The following is a 16,739-nucleotide window of genomic DNA, read 5'->3' as shown; positions in this document are numbered from 1 at the left end:
TGCTGGGTGCGGGTCACCTTGACACCTGCAGCAGTCTGAATAAAGCTTTCCGGCCTTTTTTTAGAGGTCGAAGGCGTTTTTCTACTCTCCACACCGGAGCCGCGGTCGTGAATCAGAAAGATCTCAAGCGTTACAAGAAGATGCTCGAGGACAGCAAGACGAGCCTGCTCGAGAGCGCGAAGAAGACTCTGGTGGAGGAGTCCAACTTCGACACGGACGACCTGCCCGACGAGATCGATCTCGCCTCGTCCGAGTACGCGCAGTCCATGGTGTTCCGCCTGCGGGACCGCGAGAAGTTCCTGCTCAAGAAGATCGAGAAGGCGCTCGCCCGCATCGAGGACGGCACCTTCGGCATCTGCGAGCGCTGCGAGGAGGACATCGCCCAGAAGCGCCTCGAGGCGCGCCCGGTGACGACCCTCTGCATCCGCTGCAAGGAGGAGCAGGAGAAGAAGGAGAAGTCCTACGGGTAGTCGCAGTCCCGCAGGAAGGCCGGCCCGGGCAGCTGCCCGGGCCCGAGCCCCCTAGGCGGCCGGCTGCAGCTCCACGCGCAGCAGCTGCCGCCCGATGAGGAACTGGTCGCCGTGCTCCACGAACGAGGGCGCGATGACCCTCACGAAGGTGCCGTTGGACGAGCCCACGTCCCGCACCACGACGCGCTCCTGGCGGACGGTGAGCAGCGCGTGGCGCCCGGAGACGAAGCCGTCGGTGGGGAAGGTGAGGTCGCCCGCCTCGCGCCCCAGCAGGTTCTCCCCGTCCTTGAGCGGGAAGGCCGCGCCGCGCACGCCCCCCTCGAGCATCTGCACAAGCCGGAACCGGTAGCCCGCGTCCGGCGAGCCCCACACCTGGGTGCCTCCCGGCCCGGGCGAGGCCGCGGGCACGGGCTCGAGCACCAGGCGCTGGCGCCCCACGCGCAGCTCTCCGCCCGTGCCCAGCTCGCGCTCCTGGCGCAGGCGCACGAAGACGCCGTTCGCTCCGCCCACGTCCTCCACCGCGAGCCGGGGGCCCGCGAAGAAGAAGCGCGCCTGCACGGGGAGGATGAAGGGGTCGTCCGGCAGGGAGAGGTCCGCGTGCCGCCCGCAGGTGAGCATGTCCTTCTGCATCGCGAGCACCTGCTCGGTGCCCCCGTCCGCGCGCACCACGCGCAGGGACACGCGCGGGCGCGCCCCGGCGCCGGCGGCCTGCATCACCAGGGTGCCGGCCGCGCGCAGGGGGCTGCCGCAGGCGATGCAGGTGGAGGCGTCCGGGAGGTTCTGGGCGTTGCAGCGGGGGCAGTGGGTCATGGCGCCGGGGAGCAGCAGGGGGCTGGGGCGCGTCATATCAAGGACGCGCGGGGAGCGCTCGCTTCCGCACCGGTCGGCTGCTTGTGGCGGGGAGGGGGGACGTGCGAAATTTCCCCGCCCGCTGCGACGGGCCCACCCCGGAAGGTCCCCCCTTGCTCTGCCCCTCCTGCGGCGTCGACGCCGGCGAGAGCTCCAAGTTCTGTCCCGCCTGCGGCATCACCCTGGCGCGCAGCGCGCCGAGCGATGCGTACGAGGGCCGGATCGTCGCCCAGAAGTACCGGGTGGAGGCGCTGATCGGCGAGGGCGGCATGGGCAAGGTGTACCGCGCCCGCCAGTTCGCGCTGGACAAGCCGGTGGTGCTCAAGGTGCTGCGCCAGTCGCTGATGTCGGACGAGCGCACCGTGGCGCGCTTCCAGCGCGAGGCGCGCGCCGCGAGCCGCCTCAACCACCCCAACTCCATCAACGTGCTGGACTTCGGCCAGGCCGAGGACGGCGCCTTCTTCATCGCGATGGAGTTCGTCTCCGGCAAGGACCTGCACCAGGTGCTCAGCACCGAGTGGCCGCTGCCCGAGGCGCGCATCGTGCGCATCGTGGCGCAGGTGCTCTCGGCGCTGGGCGACGCGCACATCGCGGGCGTCATCCACCGGGACCTGAAGCCCGAGAACATCATGGTGGAGCAACGGCGCAACGCGCCGGACTTCGTGAAGGTGCTCGACTTCGGCATCGCGAAGATCCAGGAGGCGGGCGACAGCGACGGCCCCGCGCTCACCCGCGCCGGCTTCGTGTGCGGCACGCCCGAGTACATGTCCCCGGAGCAGGCCCGTGGCGCGACGCTGGACGCGCGCTCGGACCTCTACGCGGTGGGCGTCATCCTCTACCAGCTGGTGACGGGGCTGCTCCCTTTCGACTCCGACTCCGCCGTGGGCTTCGCCACCAAGCACCTCACCGAGGTGCCGCCGCCGCCGAGCCAGCGCCGCCCCGGCGTGCGCGTGTCCACGGGGCTCGAGCAGCTCATCCTGCGCGCGCTCGCCAAGGACCCCGAGCTGCGTCCGCAGAGCGCCGAGGCCTTCCGCGAGGAGCTGCGCGCGCTGCAGCAGGAGGCCGTGGGCACGCCCGCTCCGCGCCCGCTGCTGCTCACCACGCCCGCCCCGCCCACGGCCCCGCAGGCGGCCAGCTTCGCCTCCACGCGGCCCGTGGCGCTTCGCGCGCCCGAGCCTGCGCCTCGTCCGGCGACCGCCGCCGGAGGCCGCAGCCTGCTCGGCTTCAAGGTGCTCACGGGCGCCCTGGTCGTGGCCGCGCTCGCGGTGGCCGGCTACGCGCTGCAGGGGTGGGTGAGGCCCCCGGCACCCGCCGCCGTGGCGCCCGCGGCCGAGGTCGCGGCCGCAGGGCCCGCGGCCGCCGGGGAGCCGCTCTACGCGCTCGAGGTGCCGCTCGATGCGCGCGACCCGGCGCGCGCCCAGCAGCTCGCGCAGGCGGGCGACACGGCGCACGAGCACGGCCAGCTCGACGTGGCGGCCCAGCGCTACCGCGAGGCCTTCCGGCTGGATCCGGATCCGGAGCTCGCGCTGAAGCTCGGTGAGCTCGCCTGGCAGCGCGATGCGACGGCGGAGGCGCGCGGCTGGTGGCAGCGCCACCTGCGCGACGCGAGCGACTCGCACGCCCGCCGCTACATCGAGCAGGCCATGTCGGACGTCTCGGCGGAGCCCCAGGCGAGCCCCACAGGGCCCTAACAGAGCCCCTAGCCGAGCAGCTCCACCTGCAGCACGTGCTGTCCCATCCGCACCCGGTCGCCCGCGCGCAGCGGGCGCTCGGTGAGCGGGGGGATGCGCACGTAGGTGCCCAGCCCGCCGGACAGGTCGCGCAGCGTGGCGCCCGAGGGATGCGGGCTGAGCTCACAGTGGCGCACCGCGAGCGACTCGTCCTGGGGATAGGAGAGGTCGCAGTGGGTCTGCCCCACGGTGAGCATGGGGCCCGCGGTGGTGACGGCGCGGCCGGGACGCCCGCCCACCAGCACCTCCTCCACCGCGTAGAGCGCCTGGCCCGAGGGCACCGGCGCGCCGTACACCAGGGGGCGCCCGGCCAGGGGCGGCGGGGCCTCGAGCAGCCCGACGTAGCGGAAGGCCCGCTGGCCCACGGCGAAGAGCCCGTGCGGGGCGAGGCTCTCCGTGCCGGCGATGGTGACGTAGACGCCGGAGGTGCTGGACTCGTCGCGCACGAAGAGCGCGCCGTCCTTCACCACGAAGGTGGCGTGCAGGGGCGAGACGTAGGGGTCCTCGGCGAGCAGCAGCGCACCCCGAGTGCGGCCCACCACACAGCCGGTGAGCGGCAGCCGGTAGCGCTGGCCCCGGGAGGCGCCTGCCAGCACGGCGAGCCCGAACTTGGGCGCGGCCGCCGCAGTCCCGGCTGGGGCCAGCCCCGTGCGGGCCGCAGGCGGGGTGAGGGCGCGACCGACGAGCGGGGCAGGGGCCGCGGGCACGCCTGCGGCGCTCGCCGTGCGCGGGGGGGCAGCCGTCGGGGCCGCCGGGGAGCTGGCGGTGCGCGGCGGCGAGGCGGGCACTCCGGCGGCGCTGGCGGTGCGCGGAGGCGGCGCGGCGGGTGCCGGAGCGCGCGGGGGAACGGTCGCCAGGCCCGAGGGCGCCGGAGGCGGGGTGCGGGCGGACGGGCGCAGCCCGGGAGGCACGCTCTCCGGCGGGCGGGTGGGGCGCGGGGCCTCGCCGGCCTTGGGGAAGGTGGAGACGGCCGCCGGGGCACCCCGCGCGGGGGCGCCCAGCGACGTGCCACACGCCTGGCAGGCAGCGCTCTGCGGAGGGTTGTACCCGTCACAGTTCGGGCAGACGACGGCGAGTGAGGACAGCAGGAGCTGTGACATGGGAACGGCCGACTCTAGGGGGTGGGAAAACACCGGGTCAACGCGCGCGATGATGGCGGTCGTTGCCCCCCCTGTCTCGCACAGTTACGATTGCCAGACGCCTCGATGATTCGCCTGAACGACATCCTCCAGCGGGTGGCTTCGTACCATCCGGACCCCGACCTCGACATCATCAAGAAGGCGTACGTCTACTCCGCCAAGGTGCACCAGGGGCAGCTGCGCAAGTCCGGCGAGCCCTACCTCATCCACCCGCTCGAGGTGGCCGGAATCCTCGCGGAGCTGAAGCTGGACGAGGCCTCCATCGTCACGGGGCTCCTGCACGACACCATCGAGGACACGCTCGCCACCTCCACGGAGATCACCGACCTGTTCGGCCCCGAGGTGGCGCAGCTGGTGGACGGCGTCACCAAGCTGTCCAAGTTCAGCGCCTCGGCGAGCCTCTCGCAGGAGGAGAAGCAGGCGGAGAACTTCCGCAAGATGATCATCGCGATGGCGCAGGACATTCGCGTCATCCTCGTGAAGCTGGCGGACCGCACGCACAACATGCGGACGCTGGATCACATGGCCGAGGAGAAGCAGGTCCGCATCGCGCAGGAGACGCTGGACATCTACGCGCCGCTGGCGAACCGGCTGGGCATCAGCTGGGTGAAGACGGAGCTGGAGGACCTCTCCTTCCGCTACGTGAAGCCCCAGGACTTCTTCGCGCTCAAGGAGAAGCTCGATAAGCGCAAGAAGGAGCGCGAGAAGTACATCGAGGACGTCTGCCAGTTCATGCGCGACAAGCTACAGGAGCGCGGGCTCACCGCAGACGTCAGCGGCCGCTTCAAGCACGTCTACAGCATCTACAAGAAGATCAAGAGCTCGGGCATCGAGTTCGAGCAGATCCCGGACATCATCGCCTTCCGCATCATCATGCCCACGGTACCCAGCTGCTACGAGGCGCTGGGCCTGGTGCACCAGCTGTGGAAGCCCGTGCCGGGGCGCTTCAAGGACTTCATCGCCATCCCCAAGCCGAACATGTACCAGTCGTTGCACACGACGATCATCGGCCCGCTGGGAGAGCGCGTGGAGGTGCAGATCCGCACGCTGGAGATGCACAAGATCGCGGAGGAGGGCATCGCCGCGCACTGGGCCTACAAGGAGGGCAAGGCGCTCGTCTCCAAGGACGACGAGAAGTTCGCCTGGCTGCGCCAGCTGATGGAGTGGCAGCAGGACCTCAAGGACCCGAAGGAGTTCCTCGAGACGGTGAAGGTGGACCTCTTCACCGACGAGGTCTTCGTCTTCACCCCCAAGGGGGACGTGCGCTCGCTCCCGCGCGGCGCGACGCCGGTGGACTTCGCCTACGCCATCCACTCGGACGTGGGCAGCCGCTGCGTGGGCTCCAAGGTGAACGGGAAGATCGTCCCGCTGCGCTACAAGCTGAAGAACGGGGACACGGTGGAGGTGCTCACCAGCCCCCAGGCGCACCCGAGCAAGGACTGGCTCACCTTCGTCAAGACGAGCCGCGCCCAGCAGCGCATCCGCGGCTTCATCAAGCAGCAGCAGCGCGACAAGAGCCTGCAGCTGGGCCGCGAGCTCACCGAGCGCGAGCTGCGCCGCTACTCGCTCAACCTGAACAAGCTGCTCAAGGGCGGCGAGCTCAAGAAGGTGGCCGAGGGCTACGGCTACCGCATCGAGGAGGACCTGCTCGTGGCCGTGGGCTACGGGAAGGTGGCGCCCCACCAGATCGTGCAGCAGCTCTTGCCGCCCGAGAAGGTGAGCGCCGTCAACGAGCAGCGGGCGGGGCACGAGGCCTCCGGCGCCGCAGCCACCGGCAGCGACCGGGCGGGCGCGAGCGCCTCGAGCATGCTGCCCTCGTTCTCGCGCGTCACGGACCTCGCCAAGAAGCTGGTGGGCCGGCAGAGCCGCAGCGGGGTGCAGATCGGCGGCGTGGACGACGTGCTGGTGCGCTTCGGGCGCTGCTGCAACCCGGTGCCCGGAGACCCCATCGCGGGCTTCATCACCCGCGGGCGCGGCGTCACGGTGCACACGGTGGGCTGCGAGAAGGCGCTCGCCACGGACCCCGAGCGCCGCGTGGACGTGGCCTGGGACGTGCGCGGCGCCTTCAAGCGCCCGGTCACCCTGCGCGTGCTCACCGCGGACCGCCCCGGCCTGCTCGCGGACATCTCCAACACCTTCAGCAAGAAGGGCGTGAACATCTCCCAGGCGAACTGCCGCGCCACCGGGGACGACCGCGCGGTGAACACCTTCGAGGTGGTCATCTCGGACCTGAAGCAGCTGACCGACCTCATCCGCACCATCGAGGGGCTGCAGGGCGTGTTCTCCGTCGAGCGCATCTAGGCGCGCGGCCCGCAGGCCGTGGACGCGGTACCTGTGGCTACCGGGATGCGGGCGCTGCTAGCGTCGGGGCCGCCGCAGCCGCGGCTACCTCTGGAGGGGAATGCCATGTTCAAGGTCAACAAGATCCTGGTTCCGCTGGACTTCTCTGTCGCCTCTCAGCGCGCGCTGAAGTACGCGCGCGCTCTCTCGCAGCAGCTCGGCGCCACGGTGGACGTACTGCACGTGGGCTCGGAGGCCGAGATGCGGGGCCTGGACGAGGTCTCCGTGCTGCTCAAGGGCGTGCCCGGCTCCACGCTGGAGTCGTACAACGAGCGCGACGCGCAGCGCGCGCTGACGGTGCTGCTGCGCGACGCGGGCTTCGACCGCGAAGTGCGCAACGACGAGATCGAGCAGGGCAAGCCTGGCGAGGTCATCGTCCAGCGCATCAAGGACGGCGGCTACGACCTGGTGGTGATCGGCACCCGAGGCCGGCGCAAGGGGCTCTCGCGCTTCGTGGGCAGCGTTGCGATGCAGGTGGTGCAGGACAGCCCGGTGCCCGTCTTCACCTGCCAGCCCGAGCACGCATAGGCCGCCCCAACGCGCGGCGCGCGCTGCCGGCTGCGCGCTCCGTGCCCGCCTCCCGCGCCGTCATCAGTGCAGGTAGACCACCCCCTGCAGCACGAGCGTACGGCTGCCGAACGGGATGCGCGCCCGAAGGCGGCCCGGCTTCGGCGAGACGACCTGAGCGGCCTCCAGGCGGGCCTGCGCTCGCAGGCGGGGTGGAGCGAGTTGCAGCAGCGCGGCCGCCGTGCCGTTGAAGTAGACGAGCCGGGAGCCACAGCGCTGCAGCATGCGACCCCGCAGGAACGCGCCGGCGCAGCTCGGCGCTCCCTCGAGTGCGAAGTGCCCCTCGTCCACGAAGAAGCGCGCGCTGGCGTCCCGCGGGGCCTCCCAGTCCAGCAGGACCTTCCCGTCACGCACGTCCAGCAAGAGCACGCCCGTGGCATCGGCCACTGCGACGACCCCACCGTCGCGGAGCACTCCGATGGCAAACGGCGGCTGTGAGGCACGGGGCCGGGCGCGGTACGCTTCCAGCTCCGAGGCACACGCGGCCCCGTCGTGGGCGCGTCGGCAGTCGCTGGGCACGCGGTCCGCCTCGCGCATTCGACTCGGGAGCCGCACCGTCCAGCGCACGCGGTCGTGCGCATCCAACCAGCTCACCGACACCGCTTGCGCGAGGGGCGGCACCGACGCGCCCGGTCGCTCCTCCAGGTCCCAACGCAGGAAGGGGCCTGCGCGAAGCGGCTGCGCGCTGGCCACCCCCGACGCGAGGAGGAGTGCGAGGCCAGACGCCTTCCAGAGGCGGGCACGGGAGGACTGGGGACTGTGCATGCGGACCTCCACTCGGAGCGTCCGGACGTGCGGTGCGGCCTGCCATTCAATCCGGTGAGGCAAGCCGGGGCCAGGGGGGCTGCGGGAGAGGTGTGAAGGGGGGCTCCGCGAGCCCTACGCGCCCCTGCGAACGCGTTTGTAGCCAGGCGCGGCGAGGCACCTGGCGCCGAGGTGAGCCGGCGCGGCCATGGCCTGCGACCTCGAAAGGCGAGCCGGCTCGCCCTTACGCCGCCGACCCGCGCGGCTCGGCCGGGGTGGTGAAGTCCACCGGCTTGTACCAGCGGGCCACCAGCGCGAAGAGCACCGCGAAGACCACCATCAGGGCCGAGAAGAACAGGTAGTAGGCCACTCCCGTGAAGGGGACGAACAGCGGCACGAGCGCGGTGATGGCGTTGCCCACCGCGATGAACACGAACCAGAAGCCCATGATGACGCTCTTCATGGACGGCGGCGCCTGGGTGAAGGCGAACTCGAGGCCCGTCACCGAGATGAGCACCTCGGCCACGCCGAGGAAGAAGTACTGCACCCCCTGCCAGAGCGCGTGCGGTGCGTGCCCCGACTGGATGCGGTGCTCGACGAGCGCCGCGGTGAGGAACGCGAGCGCGGCGATGAACATCCCTGCGGTCATCTTGCGCAGGGGCGTCACCTCGAGCCCGCGCCGGCGCAGGACGTCGTAGAGGCGGTTCATCACGGGGATGAGCACCAGCACCCAGGCCGAGGCGTACGAGGAGAGCTGGCCTGCGCTCATCCGCATCCCCCCCGGCAGCCCGAGGCCCATCTTGTCGGCCTGCAGGGTCCAGCTGGAGCCGTACTGGAAGTAGAGCGCCCAGAAGACGGACACCAGCGAGAACACGAACACGATGCGGATGGCTGCACGGACGCCGTCGACCGCCTCCGCGGGGAAGCGCCCGCGCAGGCTGTCCAGGCGCGACTGGCCCGGCGCGGGCTTCGCCCCGAGCGCCGCCAACGACACGCGCAGGAAGCCGTGGGGGTTGGGACCCGTGGGTGGCGGCTTCACGTACTGCCGGCGCCCCAGGTAGAAGACGAGCAGGGCGAGCGCCATCGCGATGCCGGGCAGGCCGAAGGCCCAATGCGGGCCGTACCAGTCGAGCACCTTGGGGATGAGCAGGACGCCCAGCACCGAGCCCACGTTGATGGCGAAGTAGAACCACCCATACGCCTTCTCCACCAGGTGCTGCTTCTCCGGGCCGAACTGGTCCCCCATGAAGGTGGACACGCACGGCTTGATGCCGCCCGCGCCCATGGCGATGAAGAGGCAGCCCACGTAGAGGCCGAGGCTGCCGGGCACCACCGCCAGCAGCGCGTGTCCCAGCACGTAGCCCAGCGACACGAAGAGGATGGTCGCGTAGCGGCCCAGGAAGCGGTCCGCGAGGAAGCCGCCCAGCAGCGGGGCGAAGTACGCCCCGAAGTTGAACCAGTGGTACTTCTCCCGCGCTTCGACCTCGTCGAACCCGAGGTGCTTGGCCATGTACAGCACCAGGATGGCGGTCATCCCGTAGTAGCTGAAGCGCTCGCAGCCCTCGGTCCCGACGATGTAGCGGGCCTGCGGGGGCATGCGCTCGTGCTGCGCGGGCAGTTCAGTCGAGAGGGCCATGGGATGAGATGCAACGGGCAGGCATGCGCCGAGTCAAGCGCCGCGCTGCGCCCGGCTCCTCAGCCGTGCCAGAAGTGAAGGACGAGGCGCGCGGGTACGGAGAGACCCGCGAGCACCATCATGGCGACGATGGGGGCGCGCTTGATGCCCGCGGCATTCTTGGCGAGAAAGTGCAGGAACCACGCGTCCACGGCGAGCATGGCTGCTCCGCTGGCCATGGCGAGGCGGATGTCCGAGAAGAGCCCGACCCCGAACCAGAGCGCGACCCATCCGAGCGCGGCAAGCAGTGACAGAAGCCCACCGAGGGTCGTGCTCCGACGCGCCTCCCGCTCGCTGCTCTGCTCCAGGGGTGCCCACGCAGCGAGCAGCTCGCGCACCGCGTCCGGCCTGTCCAGGTAGGGGGGGAGCACGGTCGCGAGGCCAGCCCCCCTCCCTGCGAGCACGAGTCCCATCCCGGGGATGTCCCGGATGCGCGCTACTTCACTGCGGGCAAGGCGCCGCTCGGGCATCAAGGTGCTGCGCTGGACCAGCCCTTCCTCGTCCACCTCGAGGCGGTAGCTCTCGAAGTGCTGCTCGAGCCGCGCACGGACCCTCCCTGCCGTGAGCCACGGCTGTGCCATCAGGAAGGTGCCGAAGATGCCGAGAACGGCGAGCAGGGTCCGGTCCACGGTGCCCGTCAGGAGATAGGCGGGGACCGGGATCAGCAGCAGGAGCGGGAGCGTGAAGAAGGTGGCGCGAAGCTGGCGGGTGCGGTGGTCGCGCTGCGCCTGCTCGAGCAGAGAGGGATTGAGATGGAAGACGGGCATGCCACGACATTCAAACGCGACGGGTGCCCCTCCCGCCAGGGCCCTCCCTCCGTCGGGCGTCGCGCGTGCGCCGCATCTCGGCGCTCGCCTCCCGCCGCCAGCGTGCTAGAGCCCGGGGTCTCCCTGGCCGCGCCTCATCCCGGTGCGGCCTCTTCCTTCCGAGGTCCCGCAATGGCGCGCAAGACGATCCACTCCGACAACGCCCCCAAGGCGATCGGCCCCTACTCGCAGGCAGCGCAGGTGCCCGCGGGCACCATGACCTTCCTGTCCGGGCAGATCCCCCTCGACCCCAAGACGATGAACATCGTGGAGGGGGACGTGGTGGCGCAGACCGAGCAGGTGATGAAGAACCTGCAGGCGGTGCTCGAGGCCGCGGGCCTCGGCTTCGACCACGTGGTGCGCTGCGGCATCTTCGTCACCGACCTCAACGACTTCACCAAGGTGAACGAGGTGTACGGCCGCTACTTCAAGGGCCCGCCCCCCGCGCGCGCCACGGTGCAGGTGGCGGCGCTGCCGCGCGGCGTGAAGGTCGAGATCGACGCGATCGCGGTGGCCTGAAAAGGCGAAGGCCGCCGGAGCTCCCCTCGAGGAGCTCCGACGGCCTTCCGTGCTTCAGGGCTCCGGAGAGCGCGCTACTTCTGGTCGCGCGCGACCGGGCCCGCCTTGCTCAGCTCCTCGTCGATCACGGCCTTGAAGGAGTCGAAGGGCAGCGCCCCGACGACCTGGCGGCCGTTGATGAAGAAGGTGGGGGTGCCGTTGGCGCCCAGGCTCATGCCCTGCTGGGAGTCCGCGTTGATCTGGGCCTCGAACTTGTTCGAGTCCATGGCGGCCTTGAACTTGGGCATGTTCAGGCCGATCTCCTGCGCGTAGCGCTCGAGCGAGGCGCGGTCCAGCGCGCGCTGGTTCGCGAAGAGCTTGTCGTGCATCTCCCAGAACTTGCCCTGCTCGTTCGCCGCCATGGCGGCCATGGCCGCGGGCTTCGCGTTCGGGTGGAAGGGCAGGGGCTGGTTCTTGAAGGCGAGCTTCACCTTGCCCTTGTAGGTGTCCTCGATCTGCTTGAGCGTGGGGATGACCCGGCCGCAGAAGGGGCACTCGAAGTCCGAGAAGGCCACGATGGTGACGGGGGCGTTCTTCGCACCCTTCACCGGGGCGTTGCCGAGCTCCACCTTCTGCACCGCGGCGGGCGCAGCGGGGGCCTCGGGAGCAGCGCTGGGGGCGGGGGCCGCGGCGGCCTGGGCCATCAGCTTCTCGTACACGTCCTCGAGCTTGGTGCCGCTGGCGAGCAGCTTGTCCGCCTTGGCGATCTCTTCGTCGATGATCTGCTTGAAGTTCGCGAAGGGCACGGCGCCCACCACCTCACGGCCGTTCACGTAGAAGGTCGGGGTGCCGTTGGCGCCCACCGCGGCGCCGTCGCGCGCGTCCTGCTCCACGCGGCTGCGGAACTTGCCGCTGTCCAGCGCCGCCTTGAACTTGGGCAGGTTCAGGCCGATCTCCTGGGCGTAGCGCTCGAGGGACGCGCGGTCGAGGGCGCGCTGGTTCGAGAACATCTTGTCGTGCATCTCCCAGAACTTGCCCTGCTCGTGCGCGGCCATGGAGGCCTCGGCGGCGAGCTTCGCGCTCTGGTGGAAGGGCAGGGGCTGGTGGCGGAACACCACGCGCACGTCCTTGCCGTAGGTCTCCTCGATCTGCTTCAGCGTGGGGGTGACGCGGCCGCAGAAGGGGCACTCGAAGTCGGACCACTCCACGATGGTGACCTTGGCCGCCTTGGGGCCGCGCACCGGCGCGTCCGCGGGGAAGGTGACCTTGCGCACGGCGGGCGCCGGGGCCTGGGCCTCCTGCGCGGGAGCGGCGGAGGGCGCGTCCTGCGCCTTGTCCATGGTGGCGGCGTACACGTTGGCGCGCGGGGTGCCGGCCTTCACCAGGGCCTCGGCCTTGGTGAGCTCCTCGTCGATGACGGCCTTGAAGTTGTCGATGGGCTGGGCGCCCGAGAGGAAGCGGCCGTTGATGAAGAAGGCCGGGGTGCCGCTCGCGCCGAGCTTCTGCGCCTGCGCCTGGTCATGCGAGATGACCTCGGCGAGCTTGGGGTCCTGCATGTCGCGCTTCCAGCGCGCCACGTCGAGGCCCACCTGGCCCGCGTACTTCTCGAGGTCCGCGTCCTCGATGTTGCGCTGATTGGCGAAGAGGGTGTCGTGGTACTCCCAGTACTTGCCCTGCTGGCCAGCGGCGAGCGCGGCGAGCGCGGCGGGGCGGGCGCGGGGGTGGAAGGAGAGCGGGTTCTGCTTCATCACGACCCGCAGCTTGCCGGCGTACTGCTTCTCCAGCTGCTGCACGGTGACGTGCGCGCGGCTGCAGAAGGGGCACTGGTAGTCGGAGAACTCCACCAGCGTGACGAGCGCGTCGGCGGGGCCGCGCACCGGGGCGCCATCCACCGGCACCTTCAGCACGGCGGTGTTGGTGGGCCGCGCCGAGGGGCGGGCGGCGCTGGGGGCGGCCGCGGCGGCGGTGGGGCTGTCGCTGCTGGGACCGGTGGCGGCCTTGCCGAACACAAATCCCAATACAAGGCCCACCAGGAGGGCCACCAGAACGCTGGGCTTCATAAGTCGGGTCTACTCCTTCAGTGATTCACGGGTTCCAACGTGCGGCTTCCGAAGACAGAGCCGCCCGTCGGCAGGGCGGCGGTACTTAACAGGGCGAAAAACGGCGGTGCAAGCCGCCCGGACCCATGGTGAGACGAGGGCGCCGGAAGTTTCAGGCCCAGAGAAAGCGGCCAGGGTGGCCCGGGATTCCAGCGCCCTCGAGCGGCCGCATGCCAGGATGCCCCCCACGCCGATGCCCCAGAGCCCCGCCCCGCCTGCCGCCGTGCTCCTCGACACCTCGGGGCGCTACTGCCCGGTGCCCATCCTCGAGATCGCCAAGGCGTGCCGGGGCCTGCCCGCCGGCACCCTCGTGGAGCTGTGGGCGACCGATCCCGGCATCCGGGCGGACCTCCCCGCCTGGTGCGAGGCGACGGGCCACCGGCTCCTCGGGCTCGAGCAGCAGGGCGAGCGCTTCGTCGCCCGGGTGCTCACGCAGGGCAGGGCGCCCTAGAGCAGCTGCAGCACCCGCTCCTCGAGCTTCTGGCCGCGCGAGACGCCCAGGATGAGCACGCCGGTGGAGAGCAGGTGGGCCACGGTGCGGCTGATGACCTCCTCGGGGCGGTGCTGCTGCCCGTCGAAGCGCACCAGCAAGACGCCCTCGCTCTCCAGGCGCGCATCGCTCACGCCCGGAAGCTGGGTGAGCTCGGGAGGGATGACCATGCCGCTCGCAATCTGCACGCGGAACTCCGCCGCCTGGCCCGTGAGCTCGCCCATGGTGCCCGCGCGCGTGAGCGCGCCGCGGTCCAGGATGGCCGCCGCGTCGCACAGCTCCTCGAGCTCCTGCAGGTTGTGGCTGGAGACCACCACCGTCTGACGGCCGCGCATCTCCTTGATCAGCGCGCGCACCTGCGCGGCCACCCGGGGGTCCAGCCCGGCCGTGGGCTCGTCCAGCAGCACCAGCGGCGGAGCGCCCATCAGCGCCTGCGCCATGGCGGCGCGCTTGGCCATGCCGTGGCTCAGCGCCTGGGTCTGCACCCGCCAGGCCTCCTGCAGCCCCACGCGCTCGAGCGCGGAGCGCGCCTCGCCGGCCGGGTCCGCGAGCCCCGAGAGCCGCGCCCAGTAGGTGAGCAGCGCCCCCGTCTCCCAGCCGGGCGGCAGGACGGCATCCTGCGGCAGCGCGCCGAGCCGGCCCTTGAGCGCGCCCGAGACGCGCGGGTCCACGCCCATCACCTCCAGGCGCCCCGCCGTGGGCGCGAGGTAGCCGCACATCATGCTGAAGGTGGTGGTCTTGCCCGCGCCGTTGGGCCCGATGAGCCCGAACACGCTGCCGCGCGGCACGCTGAGGCTGAGGTCCTCCACGGCGAGCTTCTCGCCGAAGCGCTTGCTCACCCCCTCGAGATGGATGGCCCGGTCGCTCACAGATCCCTCTGGCGCAGGGTGAGGTGGGCGAGCCCCAGGAAGACCGCCGCGAAGGCCACGTAGGCCGCGGCGCTCGCGAGGAAGGGGCCCGGCTGCGGGTGCAGCAGGTTCGTGGAGTAGGCGGAAGGGGAGAGGTAGCGCAGGGCGTCCGCCGGCGAGGGCAGCACGCTCGCGATCACGTCCACCAGCCAGAACACGAAGAGCAGGATGAAGTTGACGACGAGGCTCACGCCGGGGCTGCGAAACAGCGCCGAGCACAGCGAGGTGAGCGCGACGTAGGCGAGGCTGTAGACGAGCGCCGCCCCCCAGAAGCGCACGAAGGTGAGGGCCATCAGCCCCCAGCCGAAGCCCGGCGTGGTCGCCTTCGCGAAGACGAAGATGGCGAGGTCCACCAGCAGCACCAGGCCGAGCAGCAGCACCGCCTGGGTGAGGAACTTGCCCAGCAGCACCGAGGAGCGGCGCGCCCGCACGGTGACGTAGCGGATGGAGCGCGGTCCCACCTCGCCGCTGAGCTGATCGAAGCCCATCAGCACGATGTACGCGGGCAGGAAGAAGAGGGTCATCTTGAAGACCACGAGCACGAGGATGGGCACGCGGCTGAGCGCCTCCATCATCGCCGGGTCCTTGTTCACGAAGAACCCGAGCACCCCCTGGTGCGCCTGCTCCATGGCGGCCTGCGTCTCCGCGCCGTTGCCGCTCGCCGAGGCCCGCTCCAGCTGCTCGCGCACCTGGCGGGTGATGCCGCCCACCACCAGCAGCACGAGCGCGGTGAACATTGCGTAGAGACCGAGGAGCACCACGGTGCGCGCGCTGCGCAGCGCGCGGCGCAGCTCCGCGCTCCAGATGACGACGATTTCCCTGAGGCCTTCTCCGTGTCGTTCCACGGTGGGCGACCCTAGCGGAACTCTGCGCCGCGGTTCCCACTTTCTCGCACTCCGCGGCACCTGCCGGCACCTGCTCCGGAGGCATTCGTCACCGCACTGCGCTTTGCGGGAATGGACCGCGCGATCCCGCCGATTAGGATGCCGCGCCGCGCTGAACCCGTGACCGAGATCCGATGAACCCCTCCCGCCGACTGCTCTCCGCGTTGCTCGTCACCCTGGTGTGTGTGGTGGGGGCCCTGGGTGGGCTCGTGCACACATCCCTCGCCAGCCCCGCCGCGGACGCGGGCAGCGCCACGGACGGTGGCACCGCGGCGTCCAGCGCGGACGCGGGCGTGGAGGCGGTCGCGGCGGCGGGGCTGCTGCCTCCGAGCGTGGTGCCGGACCGGCTCAAGGCGCCGCCCATCGCGGGGCTGCGCAGCCTCTCCGCGAAGGAGGACCTGCTCGCGCGCGCGCGTCCGGACGGCAAGGGCCACCTGGTGCTGCCCGACGGCCGCCGCCTCACGGTGGATCCGGAGCTGCAGGGCGCGCTCACGAAGATCCTCGAGAGCTACGAGGTGCCCTACGGCGCGGTGGTGGTGCTGGAGCCCTCCACCGGCCGGGTGCTCGCGATGGCCGAGCACTCCCAGGCGCAGCCCGGCATGCGCGGGCTGACCACGCGCGCAGTGTTCCCCGCGGCCAGCGTCTTCAAGATCGTGACCGGCAGCGCGCTCGCGGAGGCCGGCGTCTCCAAGGACGTGCAGGAGTGCTTCCGCGGCGGCAAGCGCCGGCTCACCGAGCGCATGCTCGAGGACGGTGCCCTCAGCGGCAAGTGCCTCAGCCTCGCGGAGGCCATGGGCAAGAGCGCGAACGTGGTGTTCGCCAAGCTCGCGCTCAAGCACCTCGCGCCCGAGCGCCTGCGCCACATGGCGGCCGCCTTCCACTTCAACCGCAGCATCGACTTCGACGTGCCCACGGACGTGTCGCTCGCGAGCATCCCGGACGACGAGTTCGGCTTCGCGCAGGCGGGCGCGGGCTTCGGCAACGTGTACCTCTCGCCCCTGCACGGCGCGCTGATGGCCTCGGTGGCGGCGAACCGCGGCCTGTGGACCGACCCGGTGCTGGTGGAGCCCAGGCCCGGCAGCGCGCCCGCGCCCGCGGTGGACCCCGAGTCGCGCCGCGTGCTCACGGCGCAGGCGGCCGCCGAGCTCACCGACATGATGGAGGAGACCGTCACCAACGGCACCGCGCGCGCGGTGTTCCGCCAGCGCGGCTTCCAGGTGAAGGGGGCGGTGGGCAAGACCGGGACGCTCGCGGACAAGGCGCCCTTCCGCGACTACTCGTGGTTCGTGGGCTTCGCGCCGCGGGACAACCCCCAGGTGGCCGTGGCTGCGGTCATCGTCAACGAGCCCAAGTGGCGCATCCGCGCCGCCTACGTCGCGCGCGAGGCGCTGCGCCTCGGCCTCGAGCGCGCCCCCGCGCACGTGGCCGCGCCCGCGGCCCCCGCCGTCGCCGCCACCGGCGGCTCCGAGGCGGTGGATGGCGGGGTGGCCGCCCCGGCCGTGAGCGCCACCGCCACCCCCTGAAGCGCCTCTCGCTGCCG

The 16,739-nt window shown here is 71.4% G+C and carries 15 protein-coding genes; 7 read left to right on the top strand and 8 right to left on the bottom strand.

Annotated elements, in window-relative coordinates:
- Nucleotides 1–107 precede the first annotated feature (107 nt).
- The gene (locus FGE12_RS01880; RefSeq protein ID WP_194797471.1) at nucleotides 108–470 is read left to right on the top strand and encodes a TraR/DksA C4-type zinc finger protein; all 363 of its coding nucleotides are present in this window, start codon (nucleotides 108–110) and stop codon (nucleotides 468–470) included.
- A gap of 51 nt (nucleotides 471–521) precedes the next feature.
- On the opposite strand, the gene FGE12_RS01875 is transcribed toward FGE12_RS01880, so the two are convergent.
- Nucleotides 522–1,280: an FHA domain-containing protein gene (locus FGE12_RS01875; RefSeq protein ID WP_153864466.1), complete on the bottom strand. Its 759-nt coding sequence runs from the start codon at nucleotides 1,278–1,280 to the stop codon at nucleotides 522–524.
- A 152-nt stretch (nucleotides 1,281–1,432) separates the two neighbouring features.
- Between FGE12_RS01875 and FGE12_RS01870 the strand changes: the two genes are divergently transcribed.
- Complete coding sequence (locus tag FGE12_RS01870; RefSeq protein WP_153864465.1) at nucleotides 1,433–3,010, top strand: serine/threonine-protein kinase; 1,578 nt, start codon at nucleotides 1,433–1,435, stop codon at nucleotides 3,008–3,010.
- Nucleotides 3,011–3,018: 8 nt separating this feature from the next.
- On the opposite strand, the gene FGE12_RS01865 is transcribed toward FGE12_RS01870, so the two are convergent.
- Nucleotides 3,019–3,756 carry an FHA domain-containing protein gene (locus tag FGE12_RS01865; protein ID WP_370458852.1) on the bottom strand — a complete coding sequence of 246 codons (738 nt, stop codon included), beginning with the start codon at nucleotides 3,754–3,756 and terminating at the stop codon, nucleotides 3,019–3,021.
- A gap of 498 nt (nucleotides 3,757–4,254) precedes the next feature.
- Between FGE12_RS01865 and FGE12_RS01860 the strand changes: the two genes are divergently transcribed.
- Both FGE12_RS01860 and FGE12_RS01855 read left to right on the top strand, forming a co-directional pair.
- Nucleotides 4,255–6,489 (top strand): bifunctional (p)ppGpp synthetase/guanosine-3',5'-bis(diphosphate) 3'-pyrophosphohydrolase, encoded by a 2,235-nt coding sequence (locus tag FGE12_RS01860; protein WP_153864463.1) that lies wholly within the window; start codon nucleotides 4,255–4,257, stop codon nucleotides 6,487–6,489.
- Between the two features lie 105 nt (nucleotides 6,490–6,594).
- Nucleotides 6,595–7,056 (top strand): universal stress protein, encoded by a 462-nt coding sequence (locus tag FGE12_RS01855; protein ID WP_194797470.1) that lies wholly within the window; start codon nucleotides 6,595–6,597, stop codon nucleotides 7,054–7,056.
- Between the two features lie 63 nt (nucleotides 7,057–7,119).
- Here the strand turns inward: FGE12_RS01855 and FGE12_RS01850 are convergent, their stop codons facing one another.
- The 3 genes from FGE12_RS01850 to FGE12_RS01840 form a co-directional block, all read right to left on the bottom strand.
- Complete coding sequence (locus tag FGE12_RS01850) at nucleotides 7,120–7,482, bottom strand: hypothetical protein (RefSeq protein WP_153864461.1); 363 nt, start codon at nucleotides 7,480–7,482, stop codon at nucleotides 7,120–7,122.
- A gap of 601 nt (nucleotides 7,483–8,083) precedes the next feature.
- Complete coding sequence (locus FGE12_RS01845) at nucleotides 8,084–9,475, bottom strand: MFS transporter (protein WP_153864460.1); 1,392 nt, start codon at nucleotides 9,473–9,475, stop codon at nucleotides 8,084–8,086.
- Between the two features lie 59 nt (nucleotides 9,476–9,534).
- Nucleotides 9,535–10,281, bottom strand: a complete 747-nt coding sequence (locus FGE12_RS01840) for a hypothetical protein (protein ID WP_153864459.1) — start codon at nucleotides 10,279–10,281, stop codon at nucleotides 9,535–9,537.
- A 171-nt stretch (nucleotides 10,282–10,452) separates the two neighbouring features.
- On the opposite strand from FGE12_RS01840, the gene FGE12_RS01835 reads away from it, so the two are divergent.
- Nucleotides 10,453–10,839 carry a RidA family protein gene (locus FGE12_RS01835; protein WP_153864458.1) on the top strand — a complete coding sequence of 129 codons (387 nt, stop codon included), beginning with the start codon at nucleotides 10,453–10,455 and terminating at the stop codon, nucleotides 10,837–10,839.
- Between the two features lie 74 nt (nucleotides 10,840–10,913).
- On the opposite strand, the gene FGE12_RS01830 is transcribed toward FGE12_RS01835, so the two are convergent.
- Nucleotides 10,914–12,878 carry a thioredoxin domain-containing protein gene (locus FGE12_RS01830; protein ID WP_153864457.1) on the bottom strand — a complete coding sequence of 655 codons (1,965 nt, stop codon included), beginning with the start codon at nucleotides 12,876–12,878 and terminating at the stop codon, nucleotides 10,914–10,916.
- 232 nt (nucleotides 12,879–13,110) lie between these two features.
- Between FGE12_RS01830 and FGE12_RS01825 the strand changes: the two genes are divergently transcribed.
- The gene (locus FGE12_RS01825) at nucleotides 13,111–13,368 is read left to right on the top strand and encodes a sulfurtransferase TusA family protein (protein WP_153864456.1); all 258 of its coding nucleotides are present in this window, start codon (nucleotides 13,111–13,113) and stop codon (nucleotides 13,366–13,368) included.
- Here FGE12_RS01825 and FGE12_RS01820 read toward each other — a convergent pair.
- Together FGE12_RS01820 and FGE12_RS01815 are read right to left on the bottom strand one after the other, a co-directional pair.
- Complete coding sequence (locus tag FGE12_RS01820; RefSeq protein ID WP_194797469.1) at nucleotides 13,365–14,276, bottom strand: ABC transporter ATP-binding protein; 912 nt, start codon at nucleotides 14,274–14,276, stop codon at nucleotides 13,365–13,367. The two genes, FGE12_RS01825 and FGE12_RS01820, sit on opposite strands and share 4 nt — an antisense overlap.
- Nucleotides 14,273–15,160: an ABC transporter permease gene (locus FGE12_RS01815; RefSeq protein WP_194797468.1), complete on the bottom strand. Its 888-nt coding sequence runs from the start codon at nucleotides 15,158–15,160 to the stop codon at nucleotides 14,273–14,275. The genes FGE12_RS01820 and FGE12_RS01815 overlap by 4 nt, the downstream gene beginning before the upstream one ends.
- A 173-nt stretch (nucleotides 15,161–15,333) precedes the next feature.
- Here FGE12_RS01815 and FGE12_RS01810 point away from each other — a divergent pair, with 173 nt between their 5' ends.
- Nucleotides 15,334–16,722, top strand: a complete 1,389-nt coding sequence (locus FGE12_RS01810) for a penicillin-binding transpeptidase domain-containing protein (protein WP_153864455.1) — start codon at nucleotides 15,334–15,336, stop codon at nucleotides 16,720–16,722.
- Nucleotides 16,723–16,739: the final 17 nt, after the last annotated feature.

The sequence above is a fragment of the Aggregicoccus sp. 17bor-14 genome (assembly GCF_009659535.1).
In the GTDB taxonomy this organism is placed as follows: domain Bacteria; phylum Myxococcota; class Myxococcia; order Myxococcales; family Myxococcaceae; genus Aggregicoccus.
Note: the sequence above shows the minus strand (reverse complement) of the source record. Positions and strands in the feature narration are given on the sequence as shown.

Coding starts and splice junctions, on each gene's coding strand:
- FGE12_RS01875 (WP_153864466.1), bottom strand. CDS start 1,280: ATGACCCACTGCCCCCGCTGCAACGCCCAGAACCTCCCGGACGCCTCC.
- FGE12_RS01860 (WP_153864463.1), top strand. CDS start 4,255: ATGATTCGCCTGAACGACATCCTCCAGCGGGTGGCTTCGTACCATCCG.
- FGE12_RS01855 (WP_194797470.1), top strand. CDS start 6,595: ATGTTCAAGGTCAACAAGATCCTGGTTCCGCTGGACTTCTCTGTCGCC.
- FGE12_RS01845 (WP_153864460.1), bottom strand. CDS start 9,475: ATGGCCCTCTCGACTGAACTGCCCGCGCAGCACGAGCGCATGCCCCCG.
- FGE12_RS01840 (WP_153864459.1), bottom strand. CDS start 10,281: ATGCCCGTCTTCCATCTCAATCCCTCTCTGCTCGAGCAGGCGCAGCGC.
- FGE12_RS01835 (WP_153864458.1), top strand. CDS start 10,453: ATGGCGCGCAAGACGATCCACTCCGACAACGCCCCCAAGGCGATCGGC.
- FGE12_RS01830 (WP_153864457.1), bottom strand. CDS start 12,878: ATGAAGCCCAGCGTTCTGGTGGCCCTCCTGGTGGGCCTTGTATTGGGA.
- FGE12_RS01825 (WP_153864456.1), top strand. CDS start 13,111: ATGCCCCAGAGCCCCGCCCCGCCTGCCGCCGTGCTCCTCGACACCTCG.
- FGE12_RS01810 (WP_153864455.1), top strand. CDS start 15,334: ATGAACCCCTCCCGCCGACTGCTCTCCGCGTTGCTCGTCACCCTGGTG.